Source organism: Virgibacillus indicus, assembly GCF_002266285.1.
GTDB lineage: Bacteria > Bacillota > Bacilli > Bacillales > Amphibacillaceae > Virgibacillus_K > Virgibacillus_K indicus.
Genome location: NZ_NPMS01000013.1, coordinates 15,857 through 33,765, shown reverse-complemented (window position 1 = coordinate 33,765; position 17,909 = coordinate 15,857). Strand labels below are relative to the sequence as shown.

Below are 17,909 nucleotides of genomic sequence, written 5' to 3'. Positions count from 1 at the left end.
TAATTGATTTAATATTCAACAATATGCATATATCTTCTAATATCTAGTGAATGATCTCTTTCCTTAGCGATTGCTTTTGAAAACATACGAAGAACTGGATTGAATACCAACGGTGAGAAGATCCTTCTAAAAGGTTCATCAACACCTGAAAAGTCAACTGTTTCAGCATCCAGCGCAAATACTCTATCACTGTATCTGTTTACAAAATCTAGTGCACGTTCCTCCATTGGGCGTGTAGAATCTAAACCTAATAAAATAACTACTGGTTTATCTTTCTCAATGATTTCAAAGGGGCCGTGGAAAAATTCCCCAGCATGAATAGAAATTGAGTTAATCCACTGCATTTCCATAAGATAGCAATTTGAAAATACATATGCCTGCGAGTAATTGGATCCACTAGCTAAAGAATAAATAACTTTGTCATCTTTGCAATCTGATGCAAAGAAGTTTGCCATACTTTCGAATTGAATCATTGCTTTATCAACGACTGTATCAAGATTATCAAGATTTCTTATCATTCCTTCAAATAAATCATGATAAGCTGCCTCTTCTTGCTGCTGCAAGATTCCTGCTGTTAGTTGATACATCGCTCCATAACTTGTATTTATCGGCGCAGCAGTTTCATAATAACCATACTTAACGAAAAACTCTGATTCATTTTCTAATGGAGTATTATCTGTCATAGCAATTGCAATCGTTGTAGCTCCATTTTCACTGGCGAACTTAGCAGCAGCCACTGTTTCCGGAGTTTTGCCTTCTTGTGAGCAAAGAATAACAACAGATCTTTTGCCTAGTGCTGCGGGATTTCTATGAATAAACTCATTAGAATTATAAACTTCCCCTGCCATTTTTTCCGCTTCACGATCCACTAAATATTTACTAGGGTACATTAAAGCCGATGATCCCCCACAGGCTATGAAATAAATTCGGTTGAAGTCTCGGCCTTTTATCTTCTCTAATACCGCTCTTACTTGATTCGTTACCATTAACCAAACCTCCTGATTATTTAGTATTTCAATTGAAATGTATAACATCATAATACATCATATAACATTATGATTCAATAGAATTTTTAAATTATTTTAAAAACGTTAAATTTATTGAGTTTTTTACCACTGAAAATACCTAATTGTATTTATCAAAAACTGATGAGGCTATTTTTTTCATGATTTGCAAATATATATATAACAACGTAATATAATGTGATAAGATGTTATATAATAATTAGGAGTTGAATACATAGTGAAATTGGAAAAGAACAGTAGACATCCACTTTATTATCAATTAAAACAAGTTATCAAAGAGAAAATAAATTCGGAATACTACAAAAGAGGAGATCAGCTTCCATCTGAAATTGAACTGAGTGAAGAATATGGCGTGAGCCGTATTACCACCCGTAGAACTATCAAAGAACTTGTTGAAGAAGGAATTCTTTCCAAACAACAAGGAAAAGGTACCTTTGTTAATTCTCCAAAAATAAAAAGAGAACTAATTTCCATGAGTGGCTTTTCGGATTATATGATGGAATCGGGTCAGACACCTGTTTCACAAATCATATCCAACACTACAATCTCAGCAGACATAAGACTTTCTAATGTTTTAGATGTACCCGAAAAGGACGATGTGCTGGAATTAGTTAGGCTCTTGTTCATTAATAATGAGCCTTGCATTATCCAGTCAATCTATTTCCCGCTGAAGCGCTTTCCAGATTTAGAAAAATTAGTAGACGATTCTGTTTCCACCTATCAAATATTGAAGGAAAATTATAATGTTTCATTAAGTACTATAAAGAGACACTTAAATGTGAATCTTGCATCAAGTGAATATGCTGATATACTGAAATGTGAAAAACATGAGTGTCTATTTGAACTTGAAACTACAGCTTATGATATGAAAAAAACACCAATACATAATACCATTTCACTATATCCTGCCAATAAAGTGACATTTACAATTTCTTCCGGAGGGGATTGATTTTTTACTGTTATTAACTTGGGAGAGAAGTGTAAGATAATAATCATGAATTACAGTTTCTTACACTTCTTCTTGTTAATAAGCATATATTTGTAGATATAACTGTTTTTATCTCCTATTTGCATTCGTTAATTTACTTTCATTCTAATGGACACCATCGTTTCTTCTAAATATTCATTTATTCCCTGGTATCCGCCCTCTTTACCCATGCCACTCTCTTTTACTCCACCAAACGGGGCTTGTACTGTGAATGGCAATGAGTCATTTACACCAACCATGCCGTAGTCCATTCCTTCCATCAGGCGCAATGTACGGGACAAGTCATTCGTATACAAATAAGACGCGAGTCCATACCTTGTATTATTAACTCGAGAAAGCAATTCCTCTTCATTTTCAAATGATATAATCGGGGCTATAGGTCCAAAGGTTTCCTCTTCATAAATACGCATATCTTCGTTAATATCCTTGAGCACTGTTGGAGCAAAGAAATTCCCTTTAGAATATTCAGCATCAGCAAGTTTTCCTCCCCCTGTAAGGACTGCTGCACCTTTATCAACTGCATCTCTGACTTGTTGTTCTACTTTTTCTAAAGCCTGCTGATCAACCAATGGACCAACTTTTGTTTCTTCATTTAAGCCATCTCCAATTATCAGTTTTTCTACAGAGGATACTAGCTTTTCTGAAAACATCTCAATAATCGATGACTGTACAAAAACACGATTTGTAGCTGTGCACATTTGTCCTGAACAGCGGAATTTCGTTTGTATCAATCCCTCCACTGCTTCATCTATATCTGCGTCATCAAATACAATGAATGGGGCATGCCCACCAAGTTCCATTGAAACTTGCTTCACTGTTTTCGCTGCGTCTCCCAGCAATTTTTTACCAACACTTGTTGATCCAGTAAAAGTTATCTTACGGATATCTTCACTCTCCATAAACAATTCGGAGACGACTGATGAATTGGCTATTACTATATTCAATACTCCCTTTGGAACTTTAATTGAATCGAAAATTTTGCATAATTCAATAGCAGATTGTGGTGCTTTTGACGCTGGTTTTAGAACAACTGTACAGCCGGCAGCTAATGCTGGTGCTACTTTTCTGGCAATCATGGACAAAGGAAAGTTCCAAGGAGTAATAGCGCCTACTACACCAACCGGCTTCTTAATAACCATTATCCTTTTTGTATCATTACTAGAAGGTATAGTGTCCCCATAGGTTCTTTTCCCTTCTTCACTGAACCATTGAAAATAATCTATCGCAGATTGGACTTCACCACGGGAATCATTGATTGTTTTTCCCATTTCTTTTGTAATGACTTCCGCCAAATATTCCTTTTTACTTTTCATTGCTTTTGCAATTTCAGATAAATAATTGCAACGTTCATGAGCATTTTTTTTGGACCATGATTGAAAAGCCGCTGTTGCAGCATAGATGGCTTCTTTCACATGCTTTTCACTGCCAAATTCTACTTCATAGACTTTCTCATTAGAAAAAGGGTTTGTGACAGAAAGCTTTTGATTTGTTGTAATAAAACTTCCATTAATATACATGAAATCTCCCCTTATACTTGAGTTTTTTAAAATTTAAAAAGTAATTGTTACTTTTTTAAAAATCCTTCGTTCTCAAGTTCCTTTTCCACTGCACCAACTGCATTCGAGATAATTGAAAACATCTTTCCAACCTCTTCTTTTGTGATTATTAATGGAGGTGCAATAGCAATGGTATCTGAACCTTCGTATGTGATTGAACGTAGAATCAGTCCATGTTCCAAACATTTTTGAAGAACCCTCTTCGATACTGCCAATGAAGAATCAAACCTTTTTCTGTTTTGGGGATCCTCATACAATTCGAATGCAGCTAATAACCCTAAATTACGCCCATCAGCAACTGTCCAATGTTCTTCTTCCAACTGCTTTAATTCTTTTGCAAACTCTTTACCCATTATCTTCGAGTTTTCGACAAGGCCTTCTTCTTCAATAATTTCCAGGTTTTTCAGTGCAACAGCACAGGCTGTTGGATGCCCGCTATAGGTAAACCCATGAAAAAGTGTACCTTTCGAAGACTTTATAAGTTCACCATGTATACGGTCACTTATTAGCACAGCACCTAATGGCATGTAGCCACTTGTAATCCCCTTGGCAACCGTCATCATATCTGGGACGATATCCCAATTTTCTATTCCAAATAGTTTCCCTGTTCTTCCAAATCCTGTTATTATTTCATCGGCAATAAAAAGAATACCGTACTCATCACATATTTTCCGCATTTCTTGTAAGTAACCCTTGGGTGGAATAATCATACCTCCCGCACCTTGAATAGGCTCTGCAATGAAAGCAGCAATCGTTTCTGGTCCCTCCCTTTCTATTAATTCTCGCGTTTCTTTTATACATATTAGGTTTACTGTCTCATTACCCGACTCTGACATACCTGGTTTTGGTGCAGGAGCATATATAAAGTCTGGAGCTAAAGAGGTTGTCATTTCATGAAATTCTTTAATACCAGTCGCACTAGTTGATCCCATTGAGACACCATGATAAGCAAGCTTGCGGGACATTATTTTTTTTCGTTCAGGTTTATTTAACAATTTCCAATAATGGCGAACTATTTTTATTGCAGAATCGTTTGCTTCAGAACCCCCTGAGGTAAAGAAGCTAACATTTAAATCACCAGGAGCCATATCAGATAACTTTTTTGATAAGCGAATCGCTGGCTCATGCGAGTAAGTAGAGAACGCTGAACTAAATGCTAAAGTAGACATTTGCTCACTTGCTACACGTCCTAATTCCTGGCGCCCGTGACCAATATTGACATTCCAAAGGGAGGACATACCATCAATAAACTTTCGTCCTGAGATTTCATTTAAATAAATTCCTTCTCCATTTGTGAATATAAACTCGGGGCCATTCTTCTGCTGCATTTGAATAGATGAAGTGGGATGCATAAAATGCCTTTTGTCTAGTTCTGCCAGTTCTGTCTTTAAACTTAATGTTTCTTCCATTTGTAATACCCTCTTTCTATATTAATTTATTTTCTCTTAGAATCTTTATCTCATCTCGGAGAACTTGCATATGTGAAATGATTAAGTCTTCTGCTAATTGCTCATTTCTATTTTCAATTGCCTTTATAAGATCAAGATGCTGACTTTGAGCTGTCTTAACACTATCAGGAAACATTCTGGTAAATATAAACAAGACGTGCTGGGTCATATCGATAAATGAATTAGACAGCAAATTGAAAATTGAGTTTTTTGTACTTTCAGCTAAATATTTATGGAATTCTACATCCAACTCTGTAAATTTTCCAAGATTTAATTTACTTTTTTCCATTTCTTGATAAATTCTTATTAAATTTTTAATATCTTCTGTTGTTGCTGTTTTTACAACCTTTTTAATAATTGACTTTTCTAATTCCTCTCTAACCTCCAATATTTCTTCTATCGTAGTGTTATAATACTTCATTATTCTTTCTAATGTATCCGTTATCATTATTGGATTCGGTTTTGTAACGTAGGCTCCTTTTCCCGTGTAAACATTAATTAGACCTTCAAAACGCAGGGCACTGATAGCTTCTCGTACAACATTCCTGCTAACATCATATTGCCTGGTAAGCTCTCGTTCAGAAGGTAGTTTTTGACCTTCTTTCAAAATATTGCTAGTGATTTTTTCTCTTAAATCTGTCAATATCTCGGTATATAATAAATCCATTTGTTCCTCCTTATAATGAAATAAATTTTTTTGATCGCATTCCACTTTTTTTAAACGTATTAAATTCCTAGTTTGGTTAAAAATTATTTTATATAAACTGGTATGACTGGTACTACCAATATTAACATGAAGGTTTAGAAAAATCTATAATTTTTTATTTTTTTATTTATTCTGTATTAAATGATTTAACTAAAAAAGAGTGATGAATAACATTGCACTGTTCATGTCCAGTGGTAGCTTGTTATAATGCTTTTCAGTAAAAGAGAACATGTACAACGATTCTAAAGAATAAGCTGGATTCATGTATGCATTATTCCCTTCTATATAATACCTTCCTCCATAACAAATCTGACTTCGTATATCCCCCCATTTTTAAATTTAAAATATTCATCTGGATGTAAAGTCCTCAAACCAAAAACAGCTGTATACGCATTCAATAATCTTAATATTACTTCTTCTCTAAGTCTTCTTGAATAACCATATAAATACCCGATATAAAGTTTAGTTAATAAAAACTAGTTCTTTTAACTCAATTTACTCTTGCAAAAGTTGTTTTAAAAAAATTAGATTCATAAAAAGCAACACTATATTAACTAAATACAATATAAAAATGATTGTAATTATAAAGGAGCACATACAAAATGACACCAACTGTCACCGAAAGAAACCGAACGATCACAGATTTACTGAATGCAACATATACATCCTTAAAGTCTATCGTGCCAATAAATTATCAAATGAGTAAGCCTCAATTATTAGGCAAAACCCTAAACCTTCAATTTGGCGTATTGATCGGAGTTACGGGAGATATTAAGGGCAGATTAATTTTAGCTGGAAATCCAGCAGTCTTTAGCTCGATTGGAGAATCAATGTTTGGAATGCCATTAGAGGGGGAAATGCTGTCATCCTTTAGTGGTGAGTTAGGCAATATGCTTGCAGGCAGAATAGCCACCGCCATCGTAGAGAGTGACATTAAAACAGATATTACTGCTCCAACTATTATGGAGGGGAATACGACATTATCAGGCTATGAAAAAGCAATTCAATTAACTGCTGAATTCGATCATGTTGGTGGAATGGATATTTATTTATTGCTCAATTGACCATTGGAGAGCAAAGATCGGATGGATACGGATCAATTTCAAATAGAAGGAGACATAGCAAGAGATGAAAAATAATAAAACTAAAAATGGAAAAACCAAAAAAGCTCGCAGCAAAAGTGGATTTTTCACAAAATCAATCCAAAGTCAAATTTTAATTCCCTTTTTAATTCTGCTTATTTTAGCTGTAGGTGCTGTGGCTTTTGTAAGCTATCAATCCAGTGTGAAAACTACAACTGGAGAACTAACTAAAAACGTGGAAAGCCAAATGGCGGGAATGAATGGTACGTTTGAAGTTTTCTTTAAAAATATAAATAATACAATTGATCGCTTTACTTCAAGCGAGCTTCTTTCAAATTATGATCCTGAAAATAAAGATGAGATTTTAAAAAACCTGGCCGCAATGAAAGCGTCTGATGAAACCATAGCCTTTGTTTATACCGGTATTGAAGAAACAGAGGAGATGATAGATCCTGCTGGTGATTTAGATGCCAGTTATAATCCAACCGAACAAGAATGGTATCAGGAAGCTGCACAAGCAGAAGGTAAAACAATCTGGACTGAACCTTATCAGGACGAAGGAACTGGAGAGACTGTAGTTACTGCAGCTCGTGCTTATTATGATGCCAATAATCTTATCGGAGTGTTTGCCCTGGATGTATCTGTTGGCACACTCCTCCAAATGGTCAACGAGACAAAGATAGGTGATTCTGGCTATGCAGTAGTATTGGATAATACCGGCAAATACATAACACATCCTGAAGAACAGTATATTGGAGAAGATCAGTCTCAGAGTGAGTTTTATAAAGAAATAGAAAAAGCAGGTGAACAAGGAATTGTTGAATATCAATTCGAAGGTGAAGATAAAATAATGGCCTTCACCGAAAATCCAACTACCGGATGGGTTCTTGGCGGTACCGTTTATGTGGAAGAGTTTCAGAAAAAAGCACAAGCTATCATACTTCCTAATGCCATCACATTGGGTGTAGCACTGGTTCTAGCAATAATAGTATCGTTTGCAGTTACAAAAAGAATAACTGCCAGAATCAAGGTTGTCATGGAAAGAATGAAAAAAATTGCGAGTGGTGATTTAAGCCAAAAGCCAATTGAAGTGAAGTCGGGGGATGAAATAGGACAACTCGGTATTGCGACAAATGAAATGAGTAAAAATATGCGAGAGCTGTTAAATCAAATTAATACTGTATCTGGAACAGTTTCAAGTCACAGTGAGGAGTTAACACAGGCAACAGGCGAAGTGACAACTGGAACAGAACAAATCGCGACAACAATGGGAGAACTTGCTTCAGGATCTGAAACTCAAGCAAATAGTGCAAGCGACCTTGCTTCCGTTATGGGAACGTTCACTGTCAGAGTCGAGGAAGCAAATGAAAATGGAGAACATATTCAAGTGAATTCGAACAAAGTGATCGAAATGACCAGTGAAGGCAGTCAAATGATGCAATCCTCAACTGATCAAATGATTAAGATAAATCATATTGTTAAAGATGCAGTGCAGAAAATGCAACACTTGGATAACCAGTCACAGGAAATTACAAAACTTGTCTCCGTTATAAAAGATGTTGCCGAACAGACAAATCTATTAGCTTTGAATGCTGCGATTGAAGCTGCCAGAGCCGGAGAGCATGGAAAAGGATTTGCGGTGGTAGCAGACGAAGTAAGAAAGCTTGCCGAACAAGTTGCTCATTCTGTTAATGATATAACTGGTTTTGTAACAAATATACAGACTGAATCCGGCGTAGTAGCTGAGTCTCTAAAAGAAGGTTACGAGCAAGTTGAACAAGGAACAGCACAAATCGAAACCACAGGTAAAACCTTTAATGAAATAAGTACAGCTATTACAGAAATGGTTCAAAATATTAAAATGGTTTCTGAAAACTTATCTGAAATTGCAGCAGGCAGTCAGGAAATGAATGGGTCGATTGAAGAAATAGCCTCTGTTTCCGAGGAAGCCGCAGCAGGAGTAGAACAAACAGCAGCATCTGCACAGCAAGTTAGTGGCTCCATGGAAGAGGTATCTGGAAGTTCCGAGCAGCTAGCTAGGTTGGCTGAAGAATTGAATGAACTGGTTGGACGGTTTAAGTTGTAATGTTGGGATGGCAAATCTTATTTGTATGGATTTATTAGCATTTATATATCCTCGTCTGTCGAAACTCGAGTGTGGGTTTTGGCGGGGGAGGTTGTCATGTGAAGTCACTCGCTGTTGCAAAACTCGTGCGATTGACAAGTCAAGTCGCGCGACTTAACTCGTGTTCTCGCGCGACTTTCCAATGATGCTGCGCGACATTGAGTGGTTATCGCACAACTTTAACCTACCCTAATTTTGCAGAGAAAAATTTAGTGCTGCTTCTGCATGAAGTGCTGCAGTGTCTATGACTGGTAAAGGAGAAGTGTTATGTGAAATCAACAATGGTAATTCAGTACACCCAAGAATAACTCCATCACATTGATAATCTTTAATAATATTAATCATTCTTTCTTTTGTTTTGTCTTTAATAACATCTAAAACTAACTCATCAAAAATAATAGAATCAATTTCATTTTGATGGGTAATGGATGGTGTCAAAACCTCTATATCATACTTTTTAAAAATATCCTGATTTTAATTTATCTATTAATCTGAAATCCCTTTATAAACCGATTGCATTTGCTCTGATTTGTTTTCATAAAGTTTCACCAATACACGTGTTCCATTACTCCCTTCACCCATTCCCTCCAATTCTCTGAACAGGCTTAAGCATAATTCAAGTCCAGGTGCTGATGCATTTAATTCCTTTGCAGATTCTAAAGCAATTGTCAGATCCTTAACGAGATGTTTCACATAGAATCCAGGCCTGAAATCACCCTCAATCATTTTATACGCTAAATTTTCCATTACCCAGCTATTGGATGTTCCTGCATACATAGTATCAATTACACATTTAGGATCCATTCCAGATTTTTTCGCAAGAATTATTGCTTCACATACCCCCACCACGTTGTTTGCCATAGCCATTTGATTGCACATTTTTGTAAACTGGCCAGACCCAGCCGAACCCATATAAACTACTTTTTTCCCCATAGCTTTTAGAAGGGGAATTGCCCGCTCATACGCTGACTTGGTACCACCTGCCATTATTGAAAGAGTAGCTTGCTTAGCAGCATTTTCTCCCCCTGAAACTGGTGCATCGAGAGCAAGCAAATTTTTAGCAGATGCTGTCTCAGAAATTCGTTTTGCCAAGGACGGTTTAGATGTTGTCATATCTATCAGTAATGTATTCTTTTTTGCGTTTTTCAAAATACCAGTTTCATTGAAATAAATTTTTTTTACATCTTTGGGTGAACCTACCATTGATATGATTACATCTGAATCAATAACAAGCTCCTGAACAGAATTTTTCCAGATCGCTCCCAGATCAATTAAGTCCATGGCCCTTTCTTTCGTCCTTGTGTAGACATTTACATTGTGATTATCTTGCATAAGATTTTTTGCCATCGCTTTCCCCATAACACCTGTACCAATAAAACCTATGATAATACTCTTTTCTTTTGTTATTTTTATCAATCCTTTCTTTTTTTAGTTAGAAATTGCATAAATTAAGCTCGCTGATTTCCTTAAAAAATCCCACTATTTTATTATCTTACCATATTGTTTTTCAGGGTGAATAAATTAAATCATAAATTTCGGGGAGTGACAGGTAGTCCTCTAAGTGCCATATTGCCAAAAGAAGTGCCACTACCTTATTGATAGTGGCCTTAATATTATCGTATTCATCTATCTATTAACATTTGGCAAAAACTGGGAAGTGACAGGCACCCCTCTAAATCGCTTTTCCAGATGAGCCAAATAATCTTAACTTTCCAATGACAGTTTTTTTAACGGATGAACGCCCTTTTGCTAAATAATCACTTGTGACATATAGTTCTGTGTTTTGGTTTAATTCCTCGCGAACAGTCTTAGAAAAAGCAAGATGATTGTCAGCATTCACATTAATTTTTGCTGTCCCTAATGCTATTGACTTTTTGATTTGTTCAGGAGGAAGGCCCGAACCACCATGCATAACTAAAGGTATTTTTACAGCATTACTTATCTCTTCCATTTCATCAAAACCTATTACAGGTTCACCTTTATATGGTCCATGCGCAGTCCCCAATGCTGGTGTCAAACTATCAATCTTAGTATGTTTTACTAATTCTATACATTCATTTAAATCTGCATAGACCGGGCCTTCAGATTTCAAATTACCTTCTTGCCCGCCAATGCTTCCCAGTTCCGCCTCTACAGTAACGCCTTGAGGGTGGGCATAATCAACAACTTCTTTTGTCATTTTCAAATTTTGTTGAAATGGAAAATGAGAACCGTCTATCATTACCGAAGTAAATCCATTATCAATAGCAGATTTACAACTTTCCACACTTGAACCATGATCGAGATGAAGTGCAACTGGAACAGTTATATTCATCTCTTTCATTAACGATTTTACAATCGCACCTGCTACAGAATAACCTCCTAAATATCTGACTGCTTCTTCTGTAACACCTAAGATAACAGGGGATTTTTCTTCCTTTGCAGCCTCTAACACTGCTTGGATCCACTCCAGATTGTGAACATCAAAATGCCCGATCGCATATCCTCCATCTAAGGCTTTTTTTAACATATCCCTAACAGAAACTAATTCCACTTTATTGCCTCCAAACTTAATACTTTAGAAAATAACTATTATCATTCTAATCAAGTTTAGCTAAAATTTCCCTAATAAAAGCTGGTTCGTCTTTAGGCGTTCTTGAAGTAATTATGTTCTGGCTCACAACAACTTCCTGATCCAGGTATGTCGCGCCACTGTTTTTGACGTCATCACGGATTCCTATAAAACAAGTGGCTTCTTTATTTCTCAGAATATCTGCACTGATCATGACCTGTGCCCCGTGGCAGATGCTTCCGACTAATTTAGAATCCTGATTCAGGTCCTTCACGAAATCTACGGTAGCCTGATTGATACGCAGTGTTTCCGGGGCGCCGCCGCCAGGAATGATTACAGCATCATAATCTTTAGCATCAGCTTCTTCACTAGATATTTCAGTCACATAGGAAACTGTGTTTTGCTTGCCGGTACAAGTAATTCCTTTTTCGTTTCCAATAATTACAACCTCATGGCCAGCTTCTTTAATTGCTTCATATGGATTTTTCATCTCCGAATCCTCAAAATCCGAAGCTAACAGAAATGCTACTTTTGCCATCGTCCTGCCTCCTATTATATTGATTTTGTCAAAATCACACAAAAACCGGGTTAAGGAAAACTTTCCTTAACCCCTATTTGAAATCAATCAAACTTCTGCTTTAATCTGGGATAAGTCAAGGAAATATTCGTAAGCTTCTTTATCAGTAAAACCATCGTGAACTACTTTGTTGACAGCCTGGATCATTTCTTTAGGGTGCTTAGACTGGAAAATATTTCTCCCCATATCCACTCCTGCTGCTCCTCCCTGAATGGAGTTATATGCCAAAGTCAGTGCATCTTGCTCAGGAATCTTTTTACCTCCAGCTACTACTAATGGCACCGGGCAGGCAGCTGCAACTTTTTCAAAGTCATCACAGTAATATGTTTTAACAATCTGAGCTCCGAATTCTGCCAGCATCCTTGTTGCCAGAAGGAAAAATTTGTTCGTGCGCTCCATTTGCTTTCCGACTGCTACCACACCCATCGTCGGAATAGAATATTTTGAACCAAGATTGATTGCTTTATTCAATTCTTCAATCGTTTCTTTTTGTCCATCTGCACCGATGAATGTTTGAATCGCTATCGCACTTGCATTCATTTTGATTGCATCATCAATATCAACTACCATTGATTCATGACTTAAGTCATCCTGGAGAACACTTGAGCCAGAAGAAGCCCTTAGTGCAATTGCTTTATTGTAATTTGCAGGCACACTTGTCCTGATTGCCCCTCTCGTACCCATCAGACAGTCCGCATGTTCTGCTAATTCAGGAATTAGCAGGTCTAATCTTTCCAGTCCGGAAGTCGGTCCCATGAAATAGCCATGGTCAAAAGCCAGCATTACTGTTTTTCCAGTTTTCGGATTAAAAATCCTCGATAACCTGTCTTTCATTCCCCAATCTAAATTAGCAGCACCTTTCACGTGGAAATCCCCATTATTTGCAAAAGCTACATTCTCTCCGAAGTTTTTTGCATCTTTGTTACCTATTACGTCAGCCATTTAATAATTCTCCTCTCAATCTTTTAAGCTATTAATAATCTATTTGATTATCTTTTAAAAATCGTAATCATTTGTATTATCTTTTGTGAATACGATTCTTTCTGGCAATACAATGATTCCTGAATCTTCTGCTTCATAATCATAACCTTGGACAGAGTTTGGCTCCACTTCTACTTCACCCATGCCAGGCACTTCAATTGCATCGCCGACTTTCAATTCATTTCCACTGGCAAGATGATAGGCAATATACACCGCAAGTGCACCCTGATCTGTTACATCCCAAAGGCCGTGGTTTACAATCGTTCCATTTTCAATGAATTGTCTCATTGAGTTAGGTGATGCAAAACCAGTGATGATCAGGTCTTCAGCACTAAGTCCTTTGTTCGCCGCTGCTTGTGCCATTGCCGGCAGTGCAGTTGAATCTGGTGCGATTACAGCATCTAAATCAGGATAGGATTCAATAATAGACTCGCCAATTTGCAGTGATTTCTGTTCATCACCTTCACCAAATTGTTTTGTTACAACTTCCCTGTTAGGATATTTATCAGCAATGTATTGTTCAGCATAATCAACCCAGGAGTTCTGGTCGGGAACTGTCGGACTTGAGTAGAACCATGCAACCTGTTGTTCTCCATCTGGATCATCCATTTGTTCTGCTGCCATATCTACAAGCATGGCTCCGAGAATTTCTGGAGTACCCTGGTTGACGTAAACCGATCTGTATTCCGGATCGACGTCAGAGTCCCAAGTGACGACCTCTACTCCAGCATCCAAAGCTTTTTGAAGCGCTTGGTTCAACCCATCAGATGATACAGAAGAAATAGCAATTGCATCTGCACCACTGCTCACTGCACTATTAATGATTTGAACCTGATTTGCAACTGTTCCTTCAGGAGCACCATCATATTTAACATTGAAACCAATCTCTTCTGCCATCGCCTGCGCCCCATCATTTCCAGATTCAAAGAAGGCATTCCCAGTCATTTTTGGAATGAACACTACTTCGATATCACTTGCATCCGAATCTGAACTTACTGACTCCTCATTAGCAGATGCATCGTCATCGTCCGAACTGCAGGCAGCTAATACTGCTATCAGTAGCATCATGCCAAATGCCAACAAACTCAACTTGAATTTTTTCATTATACTTTACCCCCTGATATTTTTTTGGGACTTACTAACTTCCTGACATTGTTCTTGAACTCTGGAGAAATTCCCAGTATTGCTACAGATATGATAAGAAGCGACCCTGTCGCCAATCCGATATACTGGGTTGAAACTCCTCCCATTTGCAAACCTATTTGCATGAAACCGACTATTATACTTGCCAGCGCAGTACCGACAACACCTCCTTTACCTCCAGTTATCAAAGTACCTCCCAGAACTACCACGGTTAAAATAGGCATTAGATATTCTCCGCCAAAATCAGCTCTGGCACTTCCTAAATACGAAGTCAGCATCACACCTGCAACACCAGCACTTATACCTGATAAAACGTAGGTACTGGCAATCACCTTTTTGGTGTTGATCCCAGAATATTCTGCTGCATTCTGGTTGATCCCTGTTAAAAATATATATCTGCCATATTTGGTTCGGTGCAAAAGGATATATGCAATGACAAACATGACAACAAACAACACAACTGAATTAGGTATACCGAAAACGGTACCATATGCGATATTGCTGAAACCCTGCGAGAAGCCCGATATCCCTTCATAAGCACTCACGCCTGATAGACCTACGAGCACAATGGCGATACCACTGTATAAAAGCATTCCTCCAAGTGTAATGACCATCGCTTGCACACGTCCGTATGCAATCAGGACCCCATTAAGCAATCCGCATAAACCCCCGGCTAAAATAGCCAGTACTAACGCAACCCAAATATTAAGTCCGACTACCTGGGACAAAATTCCAACTACCACAGATGTCAAACCTATAATGGAACCACCGGATATATCGATACCGCCAGTAATCATCACCAATGTTACAAAGAATCCGATGATCGCAATTCCAATAAAGTCATTAAAACTGTTTAACAAAATGGATATATTCCAGAATCTAGGATTGATCAGACCAAAGATTAAAATTTCTGACAAAAGAATGATCAGCAATGCCATATTCCATTTGGGTATTTTACTTAGCATAATCTACAGATACCTCCTCTTCATGAAGGACTCTTGCTCTCAATCTTTCCTTTTTAGCCTGTTTATTTGCTTTTCTGGCCAGCAGTGCATCAGTGACAACAATGACAATTAATAACGTACCGGAAATTGCATCATTCCAAAAAGCAGGTACCTTCATATAAACTAAAGCGGAATTTATCGAAATCATGATAATTGCACCAATTCCTGCACCGATTACTGATCCCACCCCACCGCTAAGGGAAACTCCTCCAAGAACTGCTGCAGCGATTACGGTCATTTCTATTCCAAGACCTGCAGTTGTGGAAATAAACCCGATTTGACTGGCGAATATCAATCCAGCCAAAGCCGAACACACACCAGAAATAACAAATGAATATGTAACGTAACGCTGTACAGGAATCCCCAGCAATATAGCACCTTCCTGATTATCTCCAATTGCAGAAAAATACCTTCCCTTTTTATTCTTAATTAGGTACAAGTGGACCAATATCAATCCGGTAACAACCAAAATGGATAAAAGATTAATTCCCAGCACATTTATTTGTGCTAACTGTTTAAATGCTACCGGTAAATTTTCTACCCATTGTCCATCGGTATAAATAACCTGGACCACCCTAGTTATTTCAAGCATCCCCAATGTCATGATAAAGGAAGAGATTTTGAGTTTTGTTACACCTAAACCATTGATTAATCCTACCAAGCCGCCAATTCCAATAGCAACAACTATTGCTAATAGAATACTTCCGCCATCCCGGAGAATCATTCCGCTGACTGCTGCACTCAAGCCCAATATACCGCCTACAGAAATATCGATATTTCCTGTCAGTAGAACGAATGTCAGTCCAACTGCAAGTACAATGTAAAGCAAACTACTTTTCAGGGAGTCATGTATATTTCCCAATGACAGGAACTCCGAGTTGACTAGACCTACTACGACGAATATCGCGACCAGAAATACAAAAGTCCTGAATTCCCGTTTTTCAGTTATATTTTTAAACTTTTGCATATGCTTCACTTCCTTCATATGTTCCAAAAGCAGCCTTCATCAGATTAGCTGCGTTGATTTCATTGAATCCGAGATAAGCATTGCAGTTCCCGCGATAAATTGCGTAAATTCGGTCACTGATCCTTTCCAGTTCTTCAAGATCTGAAGATATGAGCAGAATCGAAAAACCCTGTTCCTTCAATTCAGTGATAATTGAATAAATGTCGTTTCTTGCAGTCGCGTCAATTCCCCTTGTAGGCTCATCCATGATGATCAGCTGCGGGTTCGTAGATAAAATTCTGGCAATGACCGCTTTCTGCTGATTCCCCCCGGACAGTGACTTAATTTCCTGATTCTGATCACTGATCTTTATACTTAATCGTTCGACATATTTGCTTGTTACTTCCTTTTCAAATTTGCTGTTGAGAAAAGCCCCTTCTCGTTTTATTACCTGTGCAGTGATATTATTTCTAACGGAGGTTATCGGGAAAATGCCGTGCAGAAACCTGTCTTCCGGTATATATGCTAATCCGCTGCGGACCGTTTCATTAATTCCCAACTTTGTAATGTTCTTACCATTCAGATATACTTCACCACTGTGGACTTCAGTTATCCCATAGATCGCCTCAGCAATTTCTGTCCTCCCTGCACCAACAAGGCCTGCAAGTCCGACTACCTCTCCCTTATAAACATTAAAATTGATATTCCTGAAACCATCACCACTAATGTTGTCGACTTTTAAAATCGGCGTATCCTTGGAACGATCTATGTTTTCCTTTTCAAACTTATCCTCATAATTACTATCGCTGTCTTCCGGAAGGAGACCCTGGATCAGTATATCTTTTGTGAAATCTTTGATATCCCCTTTAAGGGTCACCTTTCCATCTCTTAGAATCACTGCATGTGTGGAAATCTCAAACACCTCATCCAGCCGGTGTGTTATGTAAAATATACCTACACCATCAGCTTTCAGTTTGTGTATCACTTTGAACAGCGATTTAGTTTCGGAAAATGTCAAAGCACTTGTGGGCTCATCCAGGATTAATATTTTTGCTTTTCTGAGAAGCCCCTTAATGATTTCAAGCTGCTGCTGTTCTGCTATAGTCAGAGAAGCTGCCAAACGCTTCAGATCCAGTTGCCACCCAAGATCTTCAACTATTTTTTCTGTTTCTTCCTTAATATTGAGTTTGCCAGAATCGAACCCAATCGAAATATTTTGTTCAACTGTCATATTCGGGAACAACAAAGGCTCCTGCGGCACTAAATAAATTCCTTTTTCATGAGCTTGAGACGGATTGAAGCTTCTTATCTTTTCTCCATTTATCTTTATAGTTCCATCATCCACTTTATGGACACCAGTCAGTATTTTCATCAGGGTGCTTTTTCCAGCACCATTACCGCCAATGATTGAAATTACTTCATATTCATTTAGATCCAGAGAAACACCTTTCAACACTTTGTTTTGGTCAAAACTTTTATGGATGTTTTCAAGTTCAACCAGTTTTTCTCCACTTTTCATTTTTTCCCCCCTAACAAATATATATAGATTTATTCATTCACCATCAAAATGAAACCGTTTTCCTGAAATGATTATGTTCATTATAATTTAAAACATTTTATTTATCAAGCATAACTTTATTATTTTTTGTTTTATCCGAAAATAATAATTATTTGTGAACTATATAGATAATATAAAAAATAAGTATAATTATATTTATCATATGACACCTATAAATAAGCATTTAATTGCTTTTTTTGTTTTTTTGTTTTTTTGGGA

Annotated in this window: 16 protein-coding genes; 3 read left to right on the top strand and 13 right to left on the bottom strand. The window is 37.4% G+C overall.

Going from position 1 to position 17,909, the window contains the following annotated elements; translation table 11 throughout:
* Window positions 1-8: 8 nt before the first annotated feature.
* Window positions 9-986, bottom strand: coding sequence for an SIS domain-containing protein (locus tag CIL03_RS18075; protein ID WP_094887281.1), 978 nt, complete (start codon window positions 984-986; stop codon window positions 9-11).
* Window positions 987-1,242: 256 nt separating this feature from the next.
* Between CIL03_RS18075 and CIL03_RS18070 the strand changes: the two genes are divergently transcribed.
* Window positions 1,243-1,974 carry a UTRA domain-containing protein gene (locus CIL03_RS18070; protein WP_094887280.1) on the top strand — a complete coding sequence of 244 codons (732 nt, stop codon included), beginning with the start codon at window positions 1,243-1,245 and terminating at the stop codon, window positions 1,972-1,974.
* Between the two features lie 128 nt (window positions 1,975-2,102).
* On the opposite strand, the gene CIL03_RS18065 is transcribed toward CIL03_RS18070, so the two are convergent.
* The 3 genes from CIL03_RS18065 to CIL03_RS18055 are packed head-to-tail and all read right to left on the bottom strand — an operon-like array spanning window position 2,103 to window position 5,684.
* Entirely contained in the window at window positions 2,103-3,530 is a 1,428-nt protein-coding gene (locus CIL03_RS18065; protein ID WP_094887279.1) for an NAD-dependent succinate-semialdehyde dehydrogenase, read from the bottom strand.
* A 47-nt stretch (window positions 3,531-3,577) separates the two neighbouring features.
* A complete protein-coding gene (locus CIL03_RS18060; protein WP_094887278.1) occupies window positions 3,578-4,978 on the bottom strand; it encodes an aminotransferase family protein in 1,401 nt (466 codons plus the stop codon).
* Window positions 4,979-4,994: 16 nt separating this feature from the next.
* Window positions 4,995-5,684: a FadR/GntR family transcriptional regulator gene (locus tag CIL03_RS18055; protein WP_094887277.1), complete on the bottom strand. Its 690-nt coding sequence runs from the start codon at window positions 5,682-5,684 to the stop codon at window positions 4,995-4,997.
* Window positions 5,685-6,325: 641 nt separating this feature from the next.
* Here CIL03_RS18055 and CIL03_RS18050 point away from each other — a divergent pair.
* Both CIL03_RS18050 and CIL03_RS18045 read left to right on the top strand, forming a co-directional pair.
* Window positions 6,326-6,787: a chemotaxis protein CheX gene (locus tag CIL03_RS18050; protein ID WP_094887276.1), complete on the top strand. Its 462-nt coding sequence runs from the start codon at window positions 6,326-6,328 to the stop codon at window positions 6,785-6,787.
* A gap of 64 nt (window positions 6,788-6,851) precedes the next feature.
* On the top strand, window positions 6,852-8,891 hold the full coding sequence (locus CIL03_RS18045; RefSeq protein ID WP_094887275.1) for a methyl-accepting chemotaxis protein: 2,040 nt from the start codon (window positions 6,852-6,854) through the stop codon (window positions 8,889-8,891).
* A gap of 228 nt (window positions 8,892-9,119) precedes the next feature.
* Here the strand turns inward: CIL03_RS18045 and CIL03_RS18040 are convergent, their stop codons facing one another.
* From CIL03_RS18040 to CIL03_RS18000, 9 genes are all read right to left on the bottom strand, one after another.
* Window positions 9,120-9,395 (bottom strand): aspartate/glutamate racemase family protein, encoded by a 276-nt coding sequence (locus tag CIL03_RS18040; protein WP_094887274.1) that lies wholly within the window; start codon window positions 9,393-9,395, stop codon window positions 9,120-9,122.
* A 21-nt stretch (window positions 9,396-9,416) separates the two neighbouring features.
* Window positions 9,417-10,343, bottom strand: coding sequence for an NAD(P)-dependent oxidoreductase (locus CIL03_RS18035; protein ID WP_094887302.1), 927 nt, complete (start codon window positions 10,341-10,343; stop codon window positions 9,417-9,419).
* Between the two features lie 259 nt (window positions 10,344-10,602).
* Window positions 10,603-11,463: a class II fructose-1,6-bisphosphate aldolase gene (gene fba, locus CIL03_RS18030; protein ID WP_094887273.1), complete on the bottom strand. Its 861-nt coding sequence runs from the start codon at window positions 11,461-11,463 to the stop codon at window positions 10,603-10,605.
* Between the two features lie 46 nt (window positions 11,464-11,509).
* Window positions 11,510-12,019: a type 1 glutamine amidotransferase domain-containing protein gene (locus CIL03_RS18025; RefSeq protein WP_094887272.1), complete on the bottom strand. Its 510-nt coding sequence runs from the start codon at window positions 12,017-12,019 to the stop codon at window positions 11,510-11,512.
* Between the two features lie 87 nt (window positions 12,020-12,106).
* Window positions 12,107-13,000 carry a 3-hydroxy-5-phosphonooxypentane-2,4-dione thiolase gene (lsrF, locus tag CIL03_RS18020; protein ID WP_094887271.1) on the bottom strand — a complete coding sequence of 298 codons (894 nt, stop codon included), beginning with the start codon at window positions 12,998-13,000 and terminating at the stop codon, window positions 12,107-12,109.
* Window positions 13,001-13,054: 54 nt separating this feature from the next.
* Window positions 13,055-14,143 carry an autoinducer 2 ABC transporter substrate-binding protein LsrB gene (lsrB, locus tag CIL03_RS18015; RefSeq protein ID WP_094887270.1) on the bottom strand — a complete coding sequence of 363 codons (1,089 nt, stop codon included), beginning with the start codon at window positions 14,141-14,143 and terminating at the stop codon, window positions 13,055-13,057.
* Complete coding sequence (locus tag CIL03_RS18010) at window positions 14,143-15,147, bottom strand: ABC transporter permease (protein WP_094887269.1); 1,005 nt, start codon at window positions 15,145-15,147, stop codon at window positions 14,143-14,145. Before CIL03_RS18010 ends, lsrB begins: the two co-directional genes overlap by 1 nt.
* Window positions 15,137-16,153 carry an ABC transporter permease gene (locus CIL03_RS18005; RefSeq protein ID WP_165768000.1) on the bottom strand — a complete coding sequence of 339 codons (1,017 nt, stop codon included), beginning with the start codon at window positions 16,151-16,153 and terminating at the stop codon, window positions 15,137-15,139. Before CIL03_RS18005 ends, CIL03_RS18010 begins: the two co-directional genes overlap by 11 nt.
* Window positions 16,140-17,651: a sugar ABC transporter ATP-binding protein gene (locus CIL03_RS18000; protein ID WP_094887267.1), complete on the bottom strand. Its 1,512-nt coding sequence runs from the start codon at window positions 17,649-17,651 to the stop codon at window positions 16,140-16,142. Before CIL03_RS18000 ends, CIL03_RS18005 begins: the two co-directional genes overlap by 14 nt.
* Window positions 17,652-17,909: the final 258 nt, after the last annotated feature.